The organism is Brevundimonas diminuta (assembly GCF_022654015.1).
In the GTDB taxonomy this organism is placed as follows: Bacteria; Pseudomonadota; Alphaproteobacteria; order Caulobacterales; family Caulobacteraceae; genus Brevundimonas; species Brevundimonas diminuta_C.
In genome coordinates, this window is the sequence record NZ_CP073063.1 from 1,399,676 (window position 1) to 1,418,835 (window position 19,160).

A 19,160-nucleotide genomic window follows, 5' to 3' on the forward strand; every position below is an offset into this window, starting at 1 on the left:
TGCGATCATGGATATGCACCTGACCCCCGACGTCGCCGCCTTCCATGCCGTGCTGGCGCGGTTGTCCCCCGGCGACCGCGCGCGCGTGGACGCCGCCGTCGTCCCGACCGCGCAAAAGGCCGCCGAGGCCGCGCCGCATTGGGATTTCGAAATGCCGGCCAAGGCGGTGGATGCGCTGTTGGGCGCTGATGCATCGGACGATGTGCGTCGCGGCCTGGTCGCCGCCTGGGCGCTGCAACTGCCCGACCGAGCGGCGGCGATGAACCTGCCGGCCGAGGTCATGGCCCTCTATCCCTACTGGATCGAACAACTGGCGGCGTTTCTGGACAAGGCCGAGGGCGACTATGTTTTCGACCACTGGTCCAAGGACGTGCGCTTCACCCTGGCGCTCAGCGTGCCGGGGGCCAAAAGCCAGGTGATCGACTTGAGTTCGCCCGTCGGGCCGGGCCAGATCGTCAAACACGTCCGCGACGGCTGGGGCGTCAAACCGCTGTTCCGCTATTTGGCGGCCGGCGCAAAGCGCGAGCCGTGGCTGGAGGTTCACACCGAGAGCCGCTGGCTGCGCGGCTTCAATGAGGACGGCTGGAACGAGGCCTGGGCGACAGCGGCCGAGCTGTGCCGCGCGCGGCCTGAATTGGCGGGTATGATCGGCTCGAGCTGGTTCTACGATCCGCCACTGACCGAGATCAGCCCCCGTCTGGCGCACCTGCGCCTGAACCCGTTGAAGGGCGGGGCCTTCATGGTCCACCAAGGACCGGGCGAGATCCACACCGAACGGGCGGCGACGGCGTCTGCGTCGAGGAAAGCGCTGATCGACAGCGGGGAATACACCGCGCGGTCATGGCTGATGATCTGGCCCCGCAAAGAGCTGATCGCCTGGGCGGACCGGCGCAAGGCCGCCTGATCCCTCAGGCTGTCGCCATCCGCCACGCCGCCGCGACCGGCTGAATGTTCAGGTTGGCCGCCTTGGCCAGTCGGATCAACCGATCGATATCCTCCGGACGGCAACCATACGGCGTCGGCGCGTCGCTGACGTCGTGGCCGTAGGCGATCAGCCAGCCTCTGGATGAAGCCGTTTCCTCGACCAGCGCCTTCAGGTCGTAGCCGGGCAGCCGACGGCTCTCCAGGCCGATGGCTTGCAGCAGATTGCGATCCGAACGCCCGGCGTTGATACCGTCGCGAACGCCCCGCCCGCACAGGAAGCGGCGGTCGATCACCGGCTTGGACCCCAGGGCGCAGTCGCCGAACGGATAGGCGAAGGTCTGCATTTCGTATCCGTCCAGCCGTTCGGCGACCCAGGCGGCGTTGCGCGCCAGGCTGGCATCCAGTTCCGCCGGCGAGAAGGTCAGGGTCGAGACGTGCTCATAGGTGTGGCAACCGACTTCGTGCCCGGCCTCATGGAGGGCTTGCAGGTGCTCCACCTCAAACTGGGGCAGGTCCAGATTGCGACCGCCCGACAGTCCGCCGCAGACATAGTAGGTCGCCTTGATTCCGTGCTGAGCCAGGATCGGTCCGGCCTCGGTCCAGGCCGATGCCGGGATGTCGTCGAACGACAGGCTGAGGACGCCGCGCGCAGGTCGCACGTCGGCAGGACGAACATCGAGATAGCGGCCGGCGCGGCGGCGCATCTTGTCGAAAAAGGCGCTCATGCCCGCCTTGTCGCACGACGGGCTTAAGGGCGGGTTTCAGACCATGACGGGTTGGGTGGTCAGACCGCGCACGCCGAAGACGCGGCGATAGCGTTCGATCTCGACAGGATCACCGACCGCTTTCGCCGGATTGTCCGACAGTTTGACGGCGGGGCGACCGCCGGCCTCGACCACCTTGCAGACCAGGGAGATCGGCTTCAGTTCGGGCGCGAAGGCGGGCGAACAGTCACGGAAATCGTTGGTCAGATTGGTGCCCCAGCCGAAGCTGAGACGCGCGCGGCCGTGGAAATGGGCGTGCGTCGCCTCGATCCCGTCGATGTCCATGCCGTCGGAAAAGATCAGCAGTTTCTCCCTCGGATCGCGCCCATGCGATTTCCACCAGTCGATCAACCGCTCGCCGGCCGGGATGGGCGGGGCGGAATCGGGTCGGAAACCGGTCCAGTTGGCGACCCAGTCGGGCGCCTGCTCCAGAAACGCCTCGGTGCCGAAGGCGTCGGGCAGGACGATCAGCAGATTGCCCGCATAGTGCCTGCGCCATTCGTCCAGCACCGCATACGGAACCTGGGCCAGCGCCGCGTCGTCGGGCGCCAGAGCCGCCAGAACCATCGGCAGTTCGTGGCCGTTGGTGCCGATGGCCTCCAGATCGTTCTCCATTGCATGCAGGACGTTGGACGTGCCGATGAAGGATTTGCCCAGCCCCTCTTTCAACGCCTGAATACACCAGAGTTGCCACAGGAAGCCATGCCGCCGCCGCGTGCCGAAATCCGATAGGGCGAGGTCGGGCAGAGCGCGAAGCCGCTCGACCTTGGACCACAGCCGCGTCTTGGCGCGCGAATACAGGATATCCAGCTCAAACCGGCCGAGCCGCCGCATCCCGACCCGGCAGCGCAGCTCGTTCAGGATCGCCAGCGCCGGGATCTCCCACAGCGTCACCTCGGCCCAGGCGCCCGAAAAGGTCAGCACATACTGCCCATCCTGAACCGAAAGGTCGTAGTCCGGCAGGCGATAATCGGTCAGCCAGGCGATGAAGTCGGGCGAGAAGATCTGCTTCACGCCATAGAAGCTGTTGCCCGCCAGCCAGACCAGTTCCTTGTTGGTGAAACGTAAGGTGCGAGCGTGATCCAGCTGTTCGTGCAGCGCGTCGATATCGATCTCGTCGGCCAGACGCACAGTCTTGGTGCGGTTGATGACCTGGAAGACGACCGGCACGTCGCGATGCTCGCGCCATATCATCTGCAGCATCAGCAGCTTGTAGAAGTCCGTGTCCAGCAGGCTGCGGACGATCGGGTCCAGGCGAAAGCCATGGTCATAGGCGCGTTTGGCGAGATCCATGCCCTGTCCTACGGCTTCAGCGCGCGGCCCGCCACCACCGCATCCTTGCCGAACTTTTCGCGCAGCACATCGATGGCGCGCTCTGTCTTCAAGGCGCGCGTCTCGGTGGTCTGAAACAGGCCGGCGGGCGCGTCCTCGGCGTCCTGCACGTCCGACATGCCGATGCCGATCAGGCGATAGGGGCGGCCCAGCTCAGGTTTCAGCAGATCGCGCCCCGCGGCGAACAGGGCGCGCGCGGTCTGCACCGGGTCGGGCAGGGTGACTCGTCGAGTCACGATCTTGAAGTCGGTGCGGCGCAGCTTGAGCACCAGCACTCGGCTGGCGACACCGTCGCGCCGGGCCTTGGACGCCAGTTTCTCGCACAGTGGCCACAGCTCGGCCTCCAGCGCCTCGGCCGACGTCAGGTCTTCGTTGAAGGTGGTTTCGGCGCTCATCCCCTTGCGATCGCGTTCGGGATTCACGGCGCGCGCGTCGCGGGCATGGGCCAGATCGTGCAGGCGCAGACCGGATTCGCCGTAACGTTTGACCAGGTCGCGCACGTCGGCCCGCGCCAGATCGCCGATGGTCGAATAGCCATCGCTGCGCAATGCCTTGCCGAACACCGGCCCGACGCCGGGCAAGGCGGTGACGGGGCGCGGCGCCAGCAGGGCCTGGGCGTTGGCGGCCCCGACCACTGAGAAACCGCGCGGCTTGTCCATCTCCGACGCCATTTTGGCCAGGAAGCGGTTGGGGGCCAGGCCGATGGAGACGGTCAGGCCGGTCTCTTCCTCGATCTGCTTCTGAAAGCGGATCAACTGCAGCGCCGGCGGGCCACCGTTCAGCCGTTCCGTGCCCGACAGATCGACCCAGGCCTCATCCAGCGACAACGGCTGGATCAAAGGCGTTAGCTGCCCCAACGCCCCCAGAATGCGCTGCGATTCGAAGACGTATTTGGTGAAATCCGGCCGGATCACCACGGCATCGGGACAGGCCTTCAGCGCCTTGAACATCGGCATGGCCGAGCCGACGCCATACTGGCGCGCGACATAGCAGGCGGTGGAGACTACGCCGCGCTTTCCGCCGCCGACGATGACCGGCTTATCGCGCAGTTCTGGCCGGTCGCGCTTCTCCACCGAGGCGTAGAAGGCGTCGCAGTCCATGTGGGCGATCGACAGCTGGTCCAGTTCGGCGTCTGCGACCACGCGCCGCGATCCGCACGCCGGACAGCGGCGCTCGCGCGGCCCGGCGGGATCTTCGCCGGTCCACAGGCAGTCGCGACAGATGGCCTTGATGGCCACGCTTAAGGTCTCCGTAAGGTTGGCTTCACCCCAACTTAAGACTGGGCGCCTACGAATGCGACCAACGAGGCGTCCCGCGTTCGAGGGGCGCGCAGGTCAGGTGATGATGTCCAAGAAAGTCCTCATCGTCGAGGATAACGAGCTGAACATGAAGCTTTTTCATGATCTGCTCGATTCCCAGGGCTATGAGACCCTGCAGACCCGCGAGGGCCTGCAGGCGCTCGCCCTGGCGCGCGCCCATCATCCCGACCTGATCCTGATGGATATCCAGTTGCCGGAAATCTCGGGCCTGGAAGTCACCAAATGGCTGAAGGACGACGAGGAACTGAACCACATCCCCGTCATCGCCGTCACCGCCTTCGCCATGAAGGGCGATGAGGAGCGGATCCGTCAGGGCGGCTGCGAGGCCTATATCTCCAAGCCCATCTCGGTGATGCATTTCCTCGAAACTATCCGGCAGCACCTCGGATGAGCGCCCGTATCCTCGTCGTCGACGATGTGGACGTGAACGTCCGCCTGCTCGAAGCCAAGCTGACCATCGAATACTACGATGTGCTGACCTGCAACGACGGCGCGTCGGCCTTGGCCATCGCCGCCGAGCACCAGCCGGACCTAATCCTGCTCGACGTCATGATGCCTGGCATGGACGGGTTTGAGACCTGCCGACGGCTGAAGGCCCAGGCCGAGACGCGCCATATTCCCGTCGTGCTAGTCACGGCGCTGGACGGGCGCGAGGATCGGATCAAGGGGCTTGAGGCCGGCGCCGACGATTTCCTGACCAAGCCCATCGACGACGTCATCCTTTTCGCACGGGTCAAGTCGCTGACGCGGCTGAAGCACGTTATGGACGAGTTGCGCGAGCGCGAGGAAAGCGGCCGTCGCCTGGGCGTCGATTCAGATAATGCCGCGCGGCTGCGTAGCGAGGGCGGGCGGGTTCTGATCGTCGATGACGACCAGCGTCAGGCCGAGAAGATCGCCCAGGAACTGGGCGGCGAACATCGCGTCGCCATCGAAACCGATCCCGAGGCGGCGCTGGTCGCGGCCAAGGGCGCGCTGGACCTGATCATCGTCAACGTCGCCGCCGCCAGCTTCGACGGCCTTCGGATCGTCGCCCAAGCCAAGTCGGGCGATGCGCGCCGCGCGCCGATTCTGGCGATCGTGGAGCCGACCGAACGGCCGCGCATGATCAAGGCGCTGGAACTGGGCGCCGCTGACATCCTGCCGCGCCCTGTCGATACCGAAGAACTGTCGGCGCGGGTTCGCACCCAGATCCGGCGAAAACGCTACACCGACTTCCTGCGCCAAAAGCTGGACAGCAGCATGGAAATGGCCGTCACCGACGCCCTGACCGGCCTGCATAATCGGCGCTACATGACCGGCCAGTTGCAGGCGCTCGTGGGTCGTGCGGCCCAGGGCGGCGCCCAGGTGGCCGTGCTGGTTTTGGACATCGACCACTTCAAGTCGGTCAACGACAGCTTCGGCCACGATGCTGGCGACGAGGTGCTGGTGGAGTTCGCCGTGCGCCTGGCCACCAATGTCCGGGCCGTGGACCTGCCGTGCCGCATGGGCGGGGAGGAGTTCGTGGTGGTCATGCCGGGCGCCAGCCTGGAAGACGCCGGCCGCGTCGCCGAACGGATTCGCCGAGACGTCGCCTCCGCGCCGTTCCGCGTGATGGGCGGCAAGGAGCAGATCACCATCACCATCTCGATCGGCGTGGCCGCCACGACCGGTGACGGCGATACGCCCGAAGGCCTGCTGAAGCGCGCCGACGAGGGGGTCTATGAGGCCAAGGCCGCCGGCCGCAACAAGGTCATCGCCAAGGCGGCGTGACGCTGGCGTCCAGACAACGAAAAACGCCCGGCTGGAGACCAGCCGGGCGTTTTCAAATCTCAGCCGATCAAGGACTTACTTGATCTTGCCTTCCTTGAACTCGACGTGCTTGCGCACGACGGGGTCGTACTTCTTGACGACCATTTTTTCGGTCATGGTGCGGGCGTTCTTCTTGGTGACATAGAAGAAGCCGGTGTCGGCCGTGGAGTTCAGGCGGATCTTGATGGAAGCCGGTTTGGCCATCGGAATTACCTCTGCGACGGCGAAAGCCGCTTAAAATAAGAGGCGCGGAACATACTCAGGATCGCCCCAAAGTCAACGGGCGCGATGCCACGTTGATGAGGCGCAACGCACATATAGTCTGACCGCATGAAAATCGCATCCCTGCTGGCCGCCGCGGCCCTGATGTCCGTGTCATGCGTGGGCGTCGCAACGGCCGATCCGGCTCAGTCCCAGGACGATTTCCTGGCGCGCTTGAACGTCCTGTGCGGCCAACGATTCGAAGGTCGTGTCGTCACCACCGACGCCGCCGACGCCAGGTTCGCCAGCGAGCGGTTGGTCATGCATGTCCGCGACTGCTCGCCGGACGAAGTGCGTATTCCCTTCGCCGTGGGGTTGGATCGTTCGCGGACCTGGGTCGTGACCAAGACGGACGCGGGCCTTCGACTGAAGCACGATCACCGACACGCGGATGGGACGACCGACGTACTGCACTGGTATGGCGGAGACACGGCCAACGCCGGGACGACCGAGCGTCAGGAATTCCCGGTCGACGCCGAATCGATCGCCCTGTTCAACGAAAACGACGCGGCCGTCTCGACCACCAATGTCTGGGCGATGGAGGTCCATCCCGATCGCATGTTCGCCTATGAACTGCGTCGTCCGAACCGGCATTTCCGCGTCGAGTTCGACCTGGCCAGGCCGATCGCCGACTGAAGGATCAAACGACGCGCCAGGTCTGGATCGGCCGCACGGTCGCGCAGGCGGGGCCGCCGTCCTTGGCGCGGCCGGGCAAGACCACTTCCAGCACCTCACCTTGGCGCGCCTGGGCCAAGAGGTCGGCGGGAATGTCGTGGGCGTCGATCTTGGCGCGTCGGCTCCATTCGCTGGCGTGCTGGCCTGCCGACGTGCCGATCGCGATATAGACGAACCGCCGCGTCGCGCCCTCGCGCCGCACGAAGGGGCCGGTCAGGCGCCCATCGTCGGACAGGGTGACGGGCGCGTCAAAGCTGATCGGGCCTTCGGCGGCGATGCACGGCTCGACCGGCACGTTCGCCTTGTCCTGAAGACTGTAGGCGACGCCCGCGACGGGGTCGGCGATCGTCAGGCGCAGGGTGATCGTCGTTCCGGCCATGTCAGTCCCTGTGTTCCACCGTGTGCCGACCCCGTACCATCCGCACGAAGGGCAGGGGGCGGTTCGGGTGTTCCAACCGCTCGGCCAGTTCACCCAGCACGAACCGTGTGATGGCCGGCAGGTCCAATGCGCGCGCCTCGTCCAACGGCAGCCAGGCGATTTCGTCCAATTCGCCCGACCCTGTGGTCGGCTCCGGGCTCAGCAGGGCCTCGGCCCGGGCCATGAAGAACCGGGCGTCGAACCGCCGGGTCCGGCCGGGCGGCGTAATGGCGCGCGCGATATAGGACAGAACCGACAGATCGGGCAGGGCGCCCGCCTGGCGATACTCACGCCACGGACCGGCGACGGAGGCGCGGGGCGCGGGCCGCCCCAGAATCAGCCCAGTCTCCTCGAACGTCTCGCGCACCGCCGTCAGCGCCAGGGCCCGCGCACGCCGAGCGGGCAGTTCGCCTTCCAGCCGCCGCGCAACCTCGCCCGACAACTCACCCGTCGCGGCGGCGCTGAAGTCGCTGCGATCGATCCGCCCGCCCGGAAACACCCATTTCGAAGCCATGAAGACATGGCCCGGCGCGCGCCGCCCCATCAACACCTCGGGCCGCTCGCCGCCGCGCGTCAGGATCAGCGTAGCCGCATCCTTCGGCCGCTGAGCCCCGCCGACACGCGGAGCGTCGGCCAGATCCTGAGCAGCGTCGAATGGGGTCACTTCCGCTTGCCCTTCCTGACGCCCTTCAGGCCGCCGGAGGGTTTGGAGCCGTTGCGGGGCTTGGGGCCGCCTGGCCGGTTCTTGCCGCGCATCGGCGGACCGTCGCCGCCGCGTCCGCGCATTCCGTAGCGTGGAGCCGGGGCGTTGGGATCGCGGGGTTCGGGTTCGCTGAGCATTTCGAACACCAGACCGCCGGTGACGGGCGTGGCTTCGCGCAGCTTGACCTCGACCATGCGGCCCAGGGTGAACCGTTTGCCGGTGCGTTCGCCGACCAAGGCGTGGGCGCGATCGTCATGGGTGAAGTATTCGCTGCCGAGCGTCGAGACAGGCACCAGGCCGTCCGCGCCCGTGTCCTCCAGACGAATGAACAGGCCGAACCGCGTCACGCCGGTGATCCGTCCGGCGAAGGTCGCGCCGACGTGCTCCTCCAAATAGGCGGCAATGTAGCGGTCCATGGCGTCGCGCTCTGCGGCCATCGACCGGCGCTCGGTCATGGTCACGCCCTCGGCGATGGCCGGCAGTTCGGCGATCTCGCGATCCGTCAGCCCATCCTTGCCCAGGTTCAGCGCCCGGATCAGGCCGCGGTGGACGATCAGGTCGGAATAGCGCCGGATCGGCGAGGTAAAGTGGGCGTAGCGATCCAGGTTCAGGCCGAAGTGGCCGATGTTCTCCGGAGAGTAGATCGCCTGCATCTGGCTGCGCAGGACAACCTCGTTGACCACGTCGGCGTGTTCGGTGTCGCGCGTCTCGTCCAGCAGCTTGTTGAACCGCTTGGTCGTACCCGGCTCGCCCTTGTTCCAGGGCTTGCCGATGGTCGACAGGAAGTCAGCCAGGTTGAAGATCTTCTCCTGACTGGGCGCGTCATGCACGCGATAGATCAGCGGCGTCTTCTTCTGCTCCAGCGTTTCGGCGGCGCAGACGTTGGCCTGGATCATCATCTCTTCGATCAGCCGATGCGCCTCCAGCGAGGCTCGTTTCTCGATAGATGCGATGCCGCCATCCGGGGCCATGCGGATGCGGCGTTCGGCCGATTCGATCTGCAGCGGACTGCGCTTCAGCCGGCCTTTCAGCATGGCGTGATAGGCGTTCCACAGCGGATAGAGGATCGCCTCCATGATCGGGCCGGTCGTGTCGTCAGTCTGCCCGTCGATGGCGGCCTGCGCCTGCTCATAGCTGAGCTTGGCGTGCGACCGCATCAAACCGCGCACGAACCTGTGGCCGGTCTTTCCGCCGTCCTTGTCGAAGACCATTCGCACGGCGAGACAGGCGCGGTTCTCGCCCTCCTTCAGGCTGCACAGACCGTTTGACAGCACTTCCGGCAGCATCGGTTCGACGCGATCGGGAAAATAGGTCGAGTTGCCCTTGTCGCGCGCCTCTCGGTCTAGTTGGCTGCCGGGGCGGACGTAGGCGGCGACGTCGGCGATGGCGACCCAGACGATCCAGCCGCTCTCATTCTTCGGATCCTCATCGCGCGCCGCATAGACGGCGTCGTCGTGGTCGCGCGCATCGGCGGGGTCGATGGTGATGAAGGGGACCTCGCGCAGGTCCTCGCGGCCCTTCAGCGTCGGCAGGGCCTGATCCTCGGCCTCGCGTTCGACCGCTTCGGAGAAGCCCGTCGGGACACCGTGGGCGTGGATGGCGATCAGGGAGGCGGCGCGGGGATCATCCTCCTTGCCGATGTGCTCCAGGATCTTGCCGCGCTTGGGACCGTAGCGGTGGTCGCCTTTCTCAATGGCGGCCAGAACCAGGTCGCCGTCACGCAGGTCGCCGGACTGGGCCTGGGGCACCAGCAGCACGTCCTTGGACCGGCGGTCGACCGGCTCGACGCGGGTCTCACGCGCCGACTTGCGGATGACGCCCAGGACGCGGTTGGTCCCCACGTCCAGCTTCTTGATCAGCCGGGCTTCCCAACCCTCGGCGCCGCGCTGGAACTTCACCAGCACGCGATCGCCCAGGCCAGGGGCGGCCTTGGACTTGTCGGGCATCAGCAGGGCGCGCGGGGCGTCGGGACTGGCCTCGACCAGGCGCACATACAGTTCGCCGTCGCCGTCGCGTTCGATCACATCGGCGACGCCGACGGGGGGCAGGGCGCCGGCTTCGGAAAAGCCCTTGCGACCGCGTTTGCCCAGTCGCCCTTCGGCTTCCAGTTCGCGGATCATTTCGCGCAGGGCCCGGCGGTCGCCGCCCTTCAGACCGAAATGGCGCGCGATGTCGGTCTTCTCGGCCGATCCGGCCTCGCGCAGGAAGGCGACGAGGGTATCTTTGTCGGGGAGACCGGCGGGCGGCCTCTTGGATGATTTGGTCATTATGTCTTTCGTAGCGCGGAACCGCGCCCTTGAGTAAATCTTGAGGGGTCAAATCTTGCGTGAGTTGACCGCGTGAAGGCGGGGCTTCAGCTTCCGCCCGCCCCGAATGGAGTTTTCGATGTCTCTGACCGCCCCCGCCCTGAGCGCGACCGTCTCGTCGCCGCTGGATCTGATCGGCAAGACGCCGATGGTGGAGGTGACGAAGATCGACACCGGCCCGTGCCGCCTGCTGCTGAAGCTGGAGTCCCAGAACCCCGGCGGTTCGATCAAGGACCGGATCGCCATCTCGATGCTGGACGCCGCCGAGCGCGAAGGCTTCCTGAAGGAGGGCGGCACCATCGTGGAGGCGACGGCGGGCAATACGGGCCTGGCGCTGACGCTGGTCGGTCGGGCCAGGGGATATAAGGTGCTTCTGGTCATCCCGGACAAGATGTCCAAGGAAAAGATCCAGCATCTCAGGGCGATGGGCGCCGATGTTCGTCTGACGCGTTCGGACGTGCCGCATGGCCACCCGGAATATTACACCGACATGGCCGAGCGTTTGGCCCAGGGCATTCCCGGCGGCTTCTACGTCAACCAGTTCGCCAACGCCGCCAACGCCGAGGCCCATGTGAAGACGACGGGTCCGGAAATCTGGGAGCAGACGGGCGGCGACATCGACGCCTTCGTCGCCGGCATCGGTTCGGGCGGCACGATCACCGGCACAGCGCAGTTTCTGAAGAGCGTGGGCTCGAAGGCCCAGATCATCCTGGCCGATCCGGTCGGCTCGACCCTGGCCGGCATCGTCAACGACGGCGTGCCGGGACCGGAAGGCAGCTACACCGTCGAGGGAATCGGTCAGAACTTCGTGCCCGACACGGCGGACATGAGCCTGATCGACAAGGCCTATTCGATCCCCGACGCCGAGGCGATCGCCACGGCGCGCGAACTGCTGCTGAAGGAAGGCATCCTGGCCGGCTCGTCGTCCGGCACCCTGATCGCCTCGGCGCTGCGCTGGTGCCGCGAGCAGACGGAAGCGAAGACCTGCGTGACCTTCGTCTGCGACACCGGGGCCAAGTATCTGTCGAAGGTCTATAACGACGCCTGGCTGGCGGATCAGGGCCTGGGCGAGCGGGAAATCCACGGCGACCTGTCGGATCTGATCAATCGCAAATACGAGAAGGGCGACGTCGTCGTCGCCGGGCCGGGCGACACCCTGGACACCGCCTTCAAGCGGATGAAGGGCGCCGACGTATCGCAACTGCCGATCATCGAAGACGGCCGGCTGGTCGGGATCCTGGACGAAAGCGACCTGATCCGCATCATGAACACCGACGAGATTACGCGGAAGGAACGGTTCGCCAAGCCCGTGGCCTCGGCCATGACGCGCGATCTGGACACGCTTCAGGTCAATGAGCCGCTGGACGCGCTGATCCCCGTCTTCGATCGCGACCGCGTGGCCATCGTGCTGGACGGCGAGCGGTTCGTCGGTCTGATCACACGCACCGACCTGATCAACCACCTCAGCCTGAACCGGTAAGTCCATGAGCGAAAAGAAGAACAGCCAGGGCTTTTCGACCCGCGCCATCCATGCGGGGCAACATCCTGACCCGACGACGGGTGCGGTGATGACGCCGATCTACGCCACCTCGACCTACGCCCAGGAAAGCCCGGGCGTGAACAAGGGTTATGAGTATGCGCGGGGCAAGAACCCGACGCGCGAGGCGTTCGAGGCCTGTATTGCGGACCTGGAGGGCGGCACGCACGGGTTCGGTTTCGGCTCGGGCATGGCGGCGACCTCGACGGCGCTGGAGTTGCTGGATGCGGGCGACCACATCGTCACCGGCGACGACCTGTACGGCGGCTCGTGGCGACTGTTCGAGCGGGTGCGCAGGCGGACCATGGGCTTGGACTTCGCCTATGTGGACCTGAGCGACATCGCGGCGGTCGAGGCGGCGATCACCCCGAAGACCAAGATGCTGTGGGTCGAGACGCCCACCAATCCCCTGATGAAGCTGGCTGACATCGCCGCCCTGTCGAAGGTGGCCAAGGCGCATGGGTTGCTGTTGGTCGTGGACAACACCTTCGCCACCCCCTTCTGCCAGCAGCCGCTGAGCCTGGGGGCGGACGTGGTGATGCACTCCGCGACCAAATACCTGAACGGCCATTCGGACATCATCGGCGGCGTGCTGGTGACGGCCGACGCCGCGCTGGCGACGCGTATCAAGTTCCTGCAGAACTCGGTCGGCGGGATCATGGGGCCGTTCGACGCCTTCCTGGCCAACCGGGGCTTGAAGACCCTGGCGCTGCGGATGAAGGCGCACTGCGAGAACGCGCTGACCATCGCGCGCTGGCTTGAGACGCGCGCGGGGATCGCCAAGGTGATCTATCCCGGCCTGATCGCCCACCCGCAGCATGAGTTGGCCGCGCGCCAAATGCACGGCGGGTTCGGCGGGATGGTGACGGTGATCCTGGAGGGCGATCTGGAGCGCACGAAGCGGGTGTTGGAGCGGGTTCAGGTCTTCACCTTGGCGGAGTCGCTAGGCGGGGTCGAAAGCCTGGTGAACCACCCGGCGATCATGACCCACGCCAGCGTGCCCAAGGAGGTGCGCGAGGCGGGCGGCGTGACCGACAACCTGATCCGGCTATCGGTCGGGGTCGAGAACGTCGAGGACCTGATCGCGGATCTGGATCAGGCCCTGGGCTGATCTCAGCTTGAGGGAAGGGCGGTCTGGTGGCCGGTGACCGGCGGCAGCTTCTTCTTGGGGGCGGCGCGCTTGACCGGAGCCTTTGCGGGTTTGGGCAGGGCCGCGCGGCGGGCCATTTCGGTGTCAATGACCGGGATAATGTCGCTGGCGGCCATGACCTGGGTCGAGGCGCCGTGTTCGACCAGGCGGGCGGCGTTGGCGCGCAGCGTCGTCAGGTCGGCGTCGGTCATCGCGGGGATCATGTCGGCGAGCGGGGTCATGCGGGCGTCCTTGGCGAAAATAGGCATCAGGGCTGGCGCGCGAGGCGCCAGCCCTTTAGCTGATTGAAGGCGATTTCGACCACGACGCGGTCGCCCAGCAGGGACACGCCGTTCGGCGCGCCCAAGGTCGGCAGGACCGTGACGATGTGGCCGTTGTCGAGGCGGACCTTGCGGCCGCCCAGAGGCAGAAGCTTCGTCACCTCGCCGTCGAAGGCGATGGCGTGAGCGTTCAGAAGCGTGTCCTACTCCGCCGCCGTAAGGCGACCGGCGGACTCTTTGCCGGAGCGCGAATCGCGCTCGATTTCGTAGGAAATCTTCTGGCCTTCGTTCAGCGAGCCGACGCTCGAGGTTTCGACGGCCGAGGCGTGGACGAAAACGTCCTTGCCGCCGTCATCTGGCGCGATGAAGCCGTAGCCTTTGGTGGGGTTGTACCATTTTACAGTGCCGGTAGCCATTTGGAGACCTCCGTCTGGCGTTGACCGCAGGGAGGGATCCCTGGTCGGCCTGTCGGGTCTGAATGGGATCGGCTTTTGGACCTCGGTGCGTGATGCAAAGGGAGCAGCGGCGTTACGCAGAGAGATCGACCAGACCTAGATGGGCGCCCGACAACCGTTACGCAAGGACCTGACGATCAGAAGGCGTAGGCCACCTTGGCGACCAAAGCGTCCTCATACTGTTCGCCGAAGGTGTGGGCGTCAGTATCGTAGTAGCGCAGGTCCAGCTCCAGGGCGTCGGTGAGGGCGTAGGTCACACCGGCGTTCCAGCCGGTGTAGTCGGGCGCGCCGTTCTGTTCGCGGCGACCGACGGCGACCGTGCCGTTCAGCTGGGGCGTGAAGTCCCAGCCCAGGCGGCCCTCGACCCAGGTGAAGCTGTCGGTCGAGCCGGCGGCGTCGGGCGAATACTGGACCTGCAGTCGCGCGCTGGCCGGGCCGATCGAGCGGCTGGCGTTGCCGGTGATCTCCCAGGCGTCCTGATCATAGCCGGCCTCGGCGTCGAGGCGGTTCTTGTAGGCGACGTTGAAGTCGAACCGATAGCCGAAGGCCTCGGGTTGATAGCCGACCACGAACTCGGCCTCGACGTTGGAGCCACCGGCTTGGATCGTCTGGAAGCCGGGGCCGACGTAGAACAGGCCATCCGCACTTTCCCAGGTCGCCGAGCCGAAGGCGTAGCCGTCGTTGCCGGACTTGGACGCATCCTTGGAGCGGTTGTCCGTGCCTGCGCCCAGTTCGAAGGACCAGGCGTCGCGCGCGGCAGGCGCCGACTGGGCGGCGGCCGGCAGGGCGACGGCGAGCGCGGATACGGACAGGGCGGCGAGGATGGTCGTGCGGATCATGGGGGGCTCCAACGCGCGAGGTGCGGATTGGCGCCGCCTTTAGCGTGCTCCGGCCTTGATGGCGAATTCCTCCGTGGCCTGAGCGAACTCTTGTCGCAGGCGCGCGACCAGTTCGGCGGTCGGCAGGACGTCGTGGATGGCGCCCGCGCCCTGGCCGGCGGACCAGACCGTTTTCCAGGCCTTGGCCTCGTCGCCCATGTCCAGCTTGTGTTCGGGCAGGGTCTTCGGATCGATGCCGTTTTCGATCAGCGACTTGCTCATGAAGTTGGCGGGGATGCCGGACACGGCGGGCGTGTGGACGATGTCAGTTGCGCCGCTGTCGATGACCATCTGCTTGTAGGCGTCGGCGGCCATGGCCTCGGTCGTGTTGATGAAGCGCGTGCCCATATAGGCGAAGTCGGCGCCCAGCATCATTGCCGCCGCCACGTCCTGACCCGTCGAGAGCGCGCCCGATAGGATGATGGTGCCCTTGAAGAAGCTGCGAACCTCATTGACCAGGGCGAAGGGGTTGATGATGCCCGCATGGCCGCCCGCGCCGTTGGCGACTAGGATCAGGCCGTCGACGCCCGCCTCGGCCGCCTTTCGCGCATGACGAATGTTGGCGATGTCGTGGAAGACCTGACCGCCGTAGCCGTGGACCGCATCGACCACGTCGCGCACGGCCCCCAGGGAGGTGATGATCAGCGGCACCTTCTCCTCGACCGACACCATCATGTCGGCCATCAGCCGGGGGTTGGTCGGGTGGACGATGTGGTTGACGCCGAAGGCCGCGGCCTCGGGCTTCAGCCGGCCCTTGATCTCGTGAATCCAGTCGCGATAGCCCTCGGTCGTGCGCTGGTTCAGCGACGGGAAGGTGCCGATCACGCCCGCATTGCAGGCCTCGACCACCAGATCCGGTCCTGACACCAGGAACATCGGCGCCGAAATGATCGGCAGGATCAGACCTTTTTGTAGCGAAGCGGGAATGGCCACGGGCGTCTCCTTTGGTTTTCTTTCGCTACGCTTAGCGGGCTGTCGCCGGGGAAGGCAATCGCGGGGATTTCAGACGGTGGCGCGAAAAAATGAGTCTAATTCGTCTAATCTCGGGTCGGAGGCGGGGTGAAAGCGGGCAGTGGTCGGCGTCGGGTGAAAACCGGCCATCATACGAGGGTTCGGATGGGGGATCGGTCGATTGACGCTGGTCTGCGCCAAGGCGTTGAACGGGCGGGAGAAGTCATCGGGAAATAGGATGGCTAGCTGGTCTTCTCCCCTTCTCCCGTTGGGAGAAGGTGGCCCGGAGGGCCGGATGAGGGTCGGGCGCTTGGGTTAGGATCATAGAATCCAACCCTCACCCTTTCGCGCAATGACGCCGGCTGACGCCGCCGTGCGCTCAAGCCCTCTCCCAATGGGAGAGGGAAGTGGAGTGGGGGAGGATTTTCATACGCGTCGCAAGCGCCTAAATGCCCGGCATGACCCACTATACCGACAACCTCAGCCAGCTCGGCGCCCAGACCGCCGCTCCGACCAGTCCAGAGACGGCGGTGCTGGAGCGGGTGCCCAACCCACATGCGGACACGCTGTATCTGGCCCGGTTCACGGCGCCGGAGTTCACCAGCCTGTGCCCGGTGACGGGCCAGCCGGATTTCGCCCACATCGTCATCGACTATGCGCCGGGCGATTGGCTGGTCGAGTCCAAGAGCCTGAAGCTGTATCTGACCAGTTTCCGCAACCACGGCGCCTTCCACGAGGACTGCACCGTCGCGATCGGCCGCAAGCTGGCCGACCTGCTTGAGCCCAAATGGTTGAGGATCGGCGGGTACTGGTATCCGCGCGGCGGCATCCCGATCGACGTCTTCTGGCAGACCTGCGCGCCGCCCGAGGGGCTGTGGCTGCCGGACCAAGGCGTGCCGACCTATCGCGGGCGGGGATAGTCAGAAAGCGCGCGTCCGCCGTTTAGCGGCGGCGCGTAGCGATCAGGCGCTCGGCGATCAGGCGCTTAGGGCCGCAGGCGCGACCTGATCAGGCCAGGCGACAGGCGAGAGGGCTTCCAGGGCCGGCTTCGCCAGCAGATAGCCCTGCATCAGATCGACGCCGAGATCGCGGAGGACATCGTGTTCGGCCAGGGTTTCGATGCCCTCGCAGACCGGCTGGATGCCCAGGTCCCGAAGCATGTTCAACGTGTTGCGCACGATGGTGCGCTTGACCGTGTTGGTGTCGATGTCGCGAACCAGGGCCATGTCTAGTTTGACGATGTCGGGCTGGAACAGGGTGAGCAGGCCCAGACCCGCATAGCCGGCGCCAAAGTCGTCGATGGCGGTCTTGAACCCCATGGCGCGATAGGACCGCAGGATGTTGAGGATGTGGTCGGTGTCCATCACCTCGCTCTCGGTGAACTCGAAGATGATCCGATCCACCGGGAAGTTGGTGCGCATCGCCGCCGCCAGGGTGGCGCGAATACAGGCGCGCGGCTCATAGACGGCGTTGGGCAGGAAGTTGATCGACAGGCTGGCGCCGTCCCCCGTCATATCCAGACCGGCCGCGAGATCGATGGCGGTCGTGCGGCACAGTTGGTCGAAGGCATAACGGTTGTCGGGCGAGATGTGCGACAGAACCTGACCCGCGCCCCGGCCGTCCTTGCCGCGCACCAGCGCCTCGTAGGCGAAGACCGTGTGGCTCGTCACATCGACGATCGGCTGGAACGCCATGGTGATCGGCAGGTCAAAACCCGCCCCATCCTTACAGCCGATACAAGACATAAGCTTCTCCTACTGGCCGATAAGTCTAAGGCAGCAGGCGTTAAAGACTGATGTCGAAGAGGAAATTCGTCACCAGGTTCCTTTCGTTCGGTTGAAACGCTGCGGCGTTGGAGCGGTCCGCTCTTGAAGTTTCGCGCTGGCCCGTCACGGGTAGTGCGATGAACCACGCACTTCCGCTCGAAGCCTGGGGCCGTCGTCTGATGACGCGGGCGGAGGCGTGGGCGGATGGGTCGCGGGCGCGGCGCCAGGCCTATGAGTTCCTGTGGTTCGGACTGAAGCAGGGGTGGGCGTGTCTGTTCGGAGGGCTGATGCTGGCCCTGATCCTGGGGACGTGTTTGCTTTGGCCGGAGGGGGCGCCGGTGTCGCGCTACGACTTTCTGGCGGTCGGGGCGGTGGTGATCCAGGCGGCGATGCTGATCTTCCGGCTGGAGAGCTGGGAAGAGGCGCGGGTGATCTTCCTGTTCCATGTGGCGGGGACGATCATGGAGCTGTTCAAGACGGCGCACGGGTCGTGGGTCTATCCCGAGGAGAGTCTGCTGCGGATTGGGGCGGTGCCGCTGTTCTCCGGCTTCATGTATGCGGCGGTCGGCAGCTATATCGCGCGGGTGCAGCGGATCTTCCATATCCGGGTGCGGGGGTATCCGCCGCTGTGGACGACCTGGGTGCTGGCGGCGGCGATCTACGTCAACTTCTTCGCCCATCACTGGCTGCCGGACGTGCGCGTCGCGCTGTTCATCGCGACCGCCGTGTTGTTCGGGCGGGGGTGGTTCTATTTCACGGCGGACCGGAAGCGGCGGTCGATGCCGTTGCTGCTGGGCTATTTCCTGGTGGCCCTGTTCATCTGGTTCGCCGAGAACCTGGGCACGCTGGGGCGGGCCTGGGTCTATCCGGGGCAGGCCGACGGGTGGGAGATGGTGTCCCTGGCCAAGCTGGGCAGCTGGTTCCTGCTGATGATCATCTCGGTGGTGCTGGTCTCGCTGGTGCATCGACCGGAAGAGGAGGTCAGCGGCCCTGTAGCGCCCCGCGCATGACGGCGGACTTGCGGCTCATGCGAGCCTTCACCAGGCGATAGACCACGGCGACGATCAGGATGGTGACGGCGAGGCCGCCGATCAGCAGGGTGGGGCCGTGGGCCTCGCTGAGCACTTCCATCTTCGCCAGGCCCTGGGCGGCGAGATAGCCCGGCGCTAGCATGGCCATCACCCAGACGATCCCGGATGTGACATTGCCGAACTGGAAGGCGCGCTGACGCATCCTGAGCATGCCCAGCGTCAGGGGCACGAAGGCGCGCAAGGGCCCGAAAAAGCGGCCCACGAAGATCGACATGACGCCGTAGCGGCGGCAGTACAGACGCGTCCAGGCGATGCGGCGACGGTGCGCCTTGAACATCGGGCGCTGGAGGAAGCGCACGCCCAGCCGACGTCCGGCCCAGTAGGAGATGGCGTCGCCGATGACCGCGCCGATGACGCAACCGACGATGACGTTGACGGGATCCAGCACGCCGGCCGCGATCAGGCCGCCCGCCGCGACCAGCAGGCCGGTGGCGGGCACGAAGGCGCCGACGACGGCCAGCGACTCGACGAACACGACCAGACCCAGCATGACGCCGGCCCACATATGGTTGCGGGCGATGAAATCGCCCACGGCTTGCAACAGGGAATCCATACGAAGGCCTTGGGGGAGGAAGGCGGGGT

Annotated in this window: 22 protein-coding genes; 8 read left to right on the forward strand and 14 right to left on the reverse strand. The window is 65.9% G+C overall.

Annotated features, from left to right (window positions below; translation table 11 throughout):
* The first annotated feature begins 13 nt into the window (after positions 1–13).
* The gene (locus KAK88_RS06875; RefSeq protein ID WP_242078403.1) at positions 14–904 is read left to right on the forward strand and encodes a hypothetical protein; all 891 of its coding nucleotides are present in this window, start codon (positions 14–16) and stop codon (positions 902–904) included.
* Positions 905–908: 4 nt separating this feature from the next.
* Here the strand turns inward: KAK88_RS06875 and KAK88_RS06880 are convergent, their stop codons facing one another.
* The 3 genes from KAK88_RS06880 to KAK88_RS06890 are packed head-to-tail and all read right to left on the reverse strand — an operon-like array spanning position 909 to position 4,258.
* Positions 909–1,649 carry a polysaccharide deacetylase family protein gene (locus KAK88_RS06880; protein ID WP_242078404.1) on the reverse strand — a complete coding sequence of 247 codons (741 nt, stop codon included), beginning with the start codon at positions 1,647–1,649 and terminating at the stop codon, positions 909–911.
* 36 nt (positions 1,650–1,685) lie between these two features.
* The gene (locus KAK88_RS06885) at positions 1,686–2,981 is read right to left on the reverse strand and encodes a nicotinate phosphoribosyltransferase (protein WP_242078405.1); all 1,296 of its coding nucleotides are present in this window, start codon (positions 2,979–2,981) and stop codon (positions 1,686–1,688) included.
* Between the two features lie 8 nt (positions 2,982–2,989).
* Positions 2,990–4,258, reverse strand: coding sequence for a DNA polymerase IV (locus KAK88_RS06890; RefSeq protein ID WP_242078406.1), 1,269 nt, complete (start codon positions 4,256–4,258; stop codon positions 2,990–2,992).
* 106 nt (positions 4,259–4,364) lie between these two features.
* On the opposite strand from KAK88_RS06890, the gene KAK88_RS06895 reads away from it, so the two are divergent.
* Together KAK88_RS06895 and KAK88_RS06900 are read left to right on the forward strand one after the other, a co-directional pair.
* A complete protein-coding gene (locus KAK88_RS06895; protein ID WP_164952723.1) occupies positions 4,365–4,730 on the forward strand; it encodes a response regulator in 366 nt (121 codons plus the stop codon).
* The gene (locus tag KAK88_RS06900; RefSeq protein ID WP_242078407.1) at positions 4,727–6,088 is read left to right on the forward strand and encodes a PleD family two-component system response regulator; all 1,362 of its coding nucleotides are present in this window, start codon (positions 4,727–4,729) and stop codon (positions 6,086–6,088) included. The genes KAK88_RS06895 and KAK88_RS06900 overlap by 4 nt, the downstream gene beginning before the upstream one ends.
* A gap of 75 nt (positions 6,089–6,163) precedes the next feature.
* On the opposite strand, the gene rpmG is transcribed toward KAK88_RS06900, so the two are convergent.
* Positions 6,164–6,331, reverse strand: coding sequence for a 50S ribosomal protein L33 (gene rpmG, locus KAK88_RS06905; protein ID WP_003164451.1), 168 nt, complete (start codon positions 6,329–6,331; stop codon positions 6,164–6,166).
* A gap of 126 nt (positions 6,332–6,457) precedes the next feature.
* Here rpmG and KAK88_RS06910 point away from each other — a divergent pair, with 126 nt between their 5' ends.
* Positions 6,458–7,024, forward strand: coding sequence for a hypothetical protein (locus tag KAK88_RS06910; protein ID WP_242078408.1), 567 nt, complete (start codon positions 6,458–6,460; stop codon positions 7,022–7,024).
* Between the two features lie 4 nt (positions 7,025–7,028).
* On the opposite strand, the gene KAK88_RS06915 is transcribed toward KAK88_RS06910, so the two are convergent.
* From KAK88_RS06915 to rnr, 3 genes are read right to left on the reverse strand one after another with little or no spacing between them, the layout of a single operon-like run.
* Complete coding sequence (locus KAK88_RS06915) at positions 7,029–7,442, reverse strand: DUF5990 family protein (RefSeq protein WP_242078409.1); 414 nt, start codon at positions 7,440–7,442, stop codon at positions 7,029–7,031.
* Position 7,443: 1 nt separating this feature from the next.
* Positions 7,444–8,145: an NUDIX hydrolase gene (locus KAK88_RS06920; RefSeq protein WP_242078410.1), complete on the reverse strand. Its 702-nt coding sequence runs from the start codon at positions 8,143–8,145 to the stop codon at positions 7,444–7,446.
* Complete coding sequence (gene rnr, locus KAK88_RS06925; RefSeq protein ID WP_242078411.1) at positions 8,142–10,451, reverse strand: ribonuclease R; 2,310 nt, start codon at positions 10,449–10,451, stop codon at positions 8,142–8,144. Before rnr ends, KAK88_RS06920 begins: the two co-directional genes overlap by 4 nt.
* Before the next feature lie 118 nt (positions 10,452–10,569).
* Between rnr and KAK88_RS06930 the strand changes: the two genes are divergently transcribed.
* Positions 10,570–11,970, forward strand: coding sequence for a pyridoxal-phosphate dependent enzyme (locus KAK88_RS06930; RefSeq protein WP_205195887.1), 1,401 nt, complete (start codon positions 10,570–10,572; stop codon positions 11,968–11,970).
* A gap of 4 nt (positions 11,971–11,974) precedes the next feature.
* A complete protein-coding gene (locus KAK88_RS06935; RefSeq protein ID WP_242078412.1) occupies positions 11,975–13,138 on the forward strand; it encodes a cystathionine gamma-synthase in 1,164 nt (387 codons plus the stop codon).
* 2 nt (positions 13,139–13,140) lie between these two features.
* Here the strand turns inward: KAK88_RS06935 and KAK88_RS06940 are convergent, their stop codons facing one another.
* From KAK88_RS06940 to KAK88_RS06960, 5 genes are all read right to left on the reverse strand, one after another.
* On the reverse strand, positions 13,141–13,425 hold the full coding sequence (locus KAK88_RS06940) for a hypothetical protein (RefSeq protein WP_242078413.1): 285 nt from the start codon (positions 13,423–13,425) through the stop codon (positions 13,141–13,143).
* Positions 13,425–13,598 carry a hypothetical protein gene (locus tag KAK88_RS06945; protein WP_242078414.1) on the reverse strand — a complete coding sequence of 58 codons (174 nt, stop codon included), beginning with the start codon at positions 13,596–13,598 and terminating at the stop codon, positions 13,425–13,427. Before KAK88_RS06945 ends, KAK88_RS06940 begins: the two co-directional genes overlap by 1 nt.
* Positions 13,599–13,640: 42 nt before the next feature.
* Positions 13,641–13,853: a cold-shock protein gene (locus KAK88_RS06950; RefSeq protein WP_008260450.1), complete on the reverse strand. Its 213-nt coding sequence runs from the start codon at positions 13,851–13,853 to the stop codon at positions 13,641–13,643.
* A 176-nt stretch (positions 13,854–14,029) separates the two neighbouring features.
* Complete coding sequence (locus tag KAK88_RS06955) at positions 14,030–14,731, reverse strand: TorF family putative porin (protein ID WP_242078415.1); 702 nt, start codon at positions 14,729–14,731, stop codon at positions 14,030–14,032.
* Positions 14,732–14,770: 39 nt separating this feature from the next.
* Positions 14,771–15,703 carry an NAD(P)H-dependent flavin oxidoreductase gene (locus tag KAK88_RS06960; RefSeq protein ID WP_039247523.1) on the reverse strand — a complete coding sequence of 311 codons (933 nt, stop codon included), beginning with the start codon at positions 15,701–15,703 and terminating at the stop codon, positions 14,771–14,773.
* A gap of 476 nt (positions 15,704–16,179) precedes the next feature.
* On the opposite strand from KAK88_RS06960, the gene queF reads away from it, so the two are divergent.
* On the forward strand, positions 16,180–16,641 hold the full coding sequence (gene queF / locus KAK88_RS06965; RefSeq protein ID WP_242078416.1) for a preQ(1) synthase: 462 nt from the start codon (positions 16,180–16,182) through the stop codon (positions 16,639–16,641).
* Between the two features lie 57 nt (positions 16,642–16,698).
* On the opposite strand, the gene KAK88_RS06970 is transcribed toward queF, so the two are convergent.
* Positions 16,699–17,466, reverse strand: coding sequence for an EAL domain-containing protein (locus KAK88_RS06970; RefSeq protein WP_242078417.1), 768 nt, complete (start codon positions 17,464–17,466; stop codon positions 16,699–16,701).
* Positions 17,467–17,624: 158 nt separating this feature from the next.
* Between KAK88_RS06970 and KAK88_RS06975 the strand changes: the two genes are divergently transcribed.
* On the forward strand, positions 17,625–18,497 hold the full coding sequence (locus KAK88_RS06975; RefSeq protein WP_431307210.1) for a DUF817 domain-containing protein: 873 nt from the start codon (positions 17,625–17,627) through the stop codon (positions 18,495–18,497).
* On the opposite strand, the gene KAK88_RS06980 is transcribed toward KAK88_RS06975, so the two are convergent.
* On the reverse strand, positions 18,469–19,131 hold the full coding sequence (locus KAK88_RS06980; protein ID WP_242078418.1) for a DedA family protein: 663 nt from the start codon (positions 19,129–19,131) through the stop codon (positions 18,469–18,471). The genes KAK88_RS06975 and KAK88_RS06980 overlap by 29 nt on opposite strands.
* Between the last annotated feature and the right edge of the window lie 29 nt (positions 19,132–19,160).

What these genes read in the sequence shown, in the direction of transcription:
- rnr (WP_242078411.1), bottom strand. Translation starts at nt 10,451, where the DNA reads ATGACCAAATCATCCAAGAGGCCGCCCGCCGGTCTCCCCGACAAAGAT.
- KAK88_RS06975 (WP_431307210.1), top strand. Translation starts at nt 17,625, where the DNA reads ATGAACCACGCACTTCCGCTCGAAGCCTGGGGCCGTCGTCTGATGACG.
- KAK88_RS06970 (WP_242078417.1), bottom strand. Translation starts at nt 17,466, where the DNA reads ATGTCTTGTATCGGCTGTAAGGATGGGGCGGGTTTTGACCTGCCGATC.
- rpmG (WP_003164451.1), bottom strand. Translation starts at nt 6,331, where the DNA reads ATGGCCAAACCGGCTTCCATCAAGATCCGCCTGAACTCCACGGCCGAC.
- KAK88_RS06950 (WP_008260450.1), bottom strand. Translation starts at nt 13,853, where the DNA reads ATGGCTACCGGCACTGTAAAATGGTACAACCCCACCAAAGGCTACGGC.
- KAK88_RS06880 (WP_242078404.1), bottom strand. Translation starts at nt 1,649, where the DNA reads ATGAGCGCCTTTTTCGACAAGATGCGCCGCCGCGCCGGCCGCTATCTC.
- KAK88_RS06935 (WP_242078412.1), top strand. Translation starts at nt 11,975, where the DNA reads ATGAGCGAAAAGAAGAACAGCCAGGGCTTTTCGACCCGCGCCATCCAT.
- KAK88_RS06955 (WP_242078415.1), bottom strand. Translation starts at nt 14,731, where the DNA reads ATGATCCGCACGACCATCCTCGCCGCCCTGTCCGTATCCGCGCTCGCC.
- KAK88_RS06875 (WP_242078403.1), top strand. Translation starts at nt 14, where the DNA reads ATGCACCTGACCCCCGACGTCGCCGCCTTCCATGCCGTGCTGGCGCGG.
- KAK88_RS06900 (WP_242078407.1), top strand. Translation starts at nt 4,727, where the DNA reads ATGAGCGCCCGTATCCTCGTCGTCGACGATGTGGACGTGAACGTCCGC.
- KAK88_RS06915 (WP_242078409.1), bottom strand. Translation starts at nt 7,442, where the DNA reads ATGGCCGGAACGACGATCACCCTGCGCCTGACGATCGCCGACCCCGTC.
- KAK88_RS06980 (WP_242078418.1), bottom strand. Translation starts at nt 19,131, where the DNA reads ATGGATTCCCTGTTGCAAGCCGTGGGCGATTTCATCGCCCGCAACCAT.
- KAK88_RS06910 (WP_242078408.1), top strand. Translation starts at nt 6,458, where the DNA reads ATGAAAATCGCATCCCTGCTGGCCGCCGCGGCCCTGATGTCCGTGTCA.
- KAK88_RS06885 (WP_242078405.1), bottom strand. Translation starts at nt 2,981, where the DNA reads ATGGATCTCGCCAAACGCGCCTATGACCATGGCTTTCGCCTGGACCCG.
- KAK88_RS06895 (WP_164952723.1), top strand. Translation starts at nt 4,365, where the DNA reads ATGTCCAAGAAAGTCCTCATCGTCGAGGATAACGAGCTGAACATGAAG.
- KAK88_RS06930 (WP_205195887.1), top strand. Translation starts at nt 10,570, where the DNA reads ATGTCTCTGACCGCCCCCGCCCTGAGCGCGACCGTCTCGTCGCCGCTG.
- queF (WP_242078416.1), top strand. Translation starts at nt 16,180, where the DNA reads ATGACCCACTATACCGACAACCTCAGCCAGCTCGGCGCCCAGACCGCC.
- KAK88_RS06940 (WP_242078413.1), bottom strand. Translation starts at nt 13,425, where the DNA reads ATGCCTATTTTCGCCAAGGACGCCCGCATGACCCCGCTCGCCGACATG.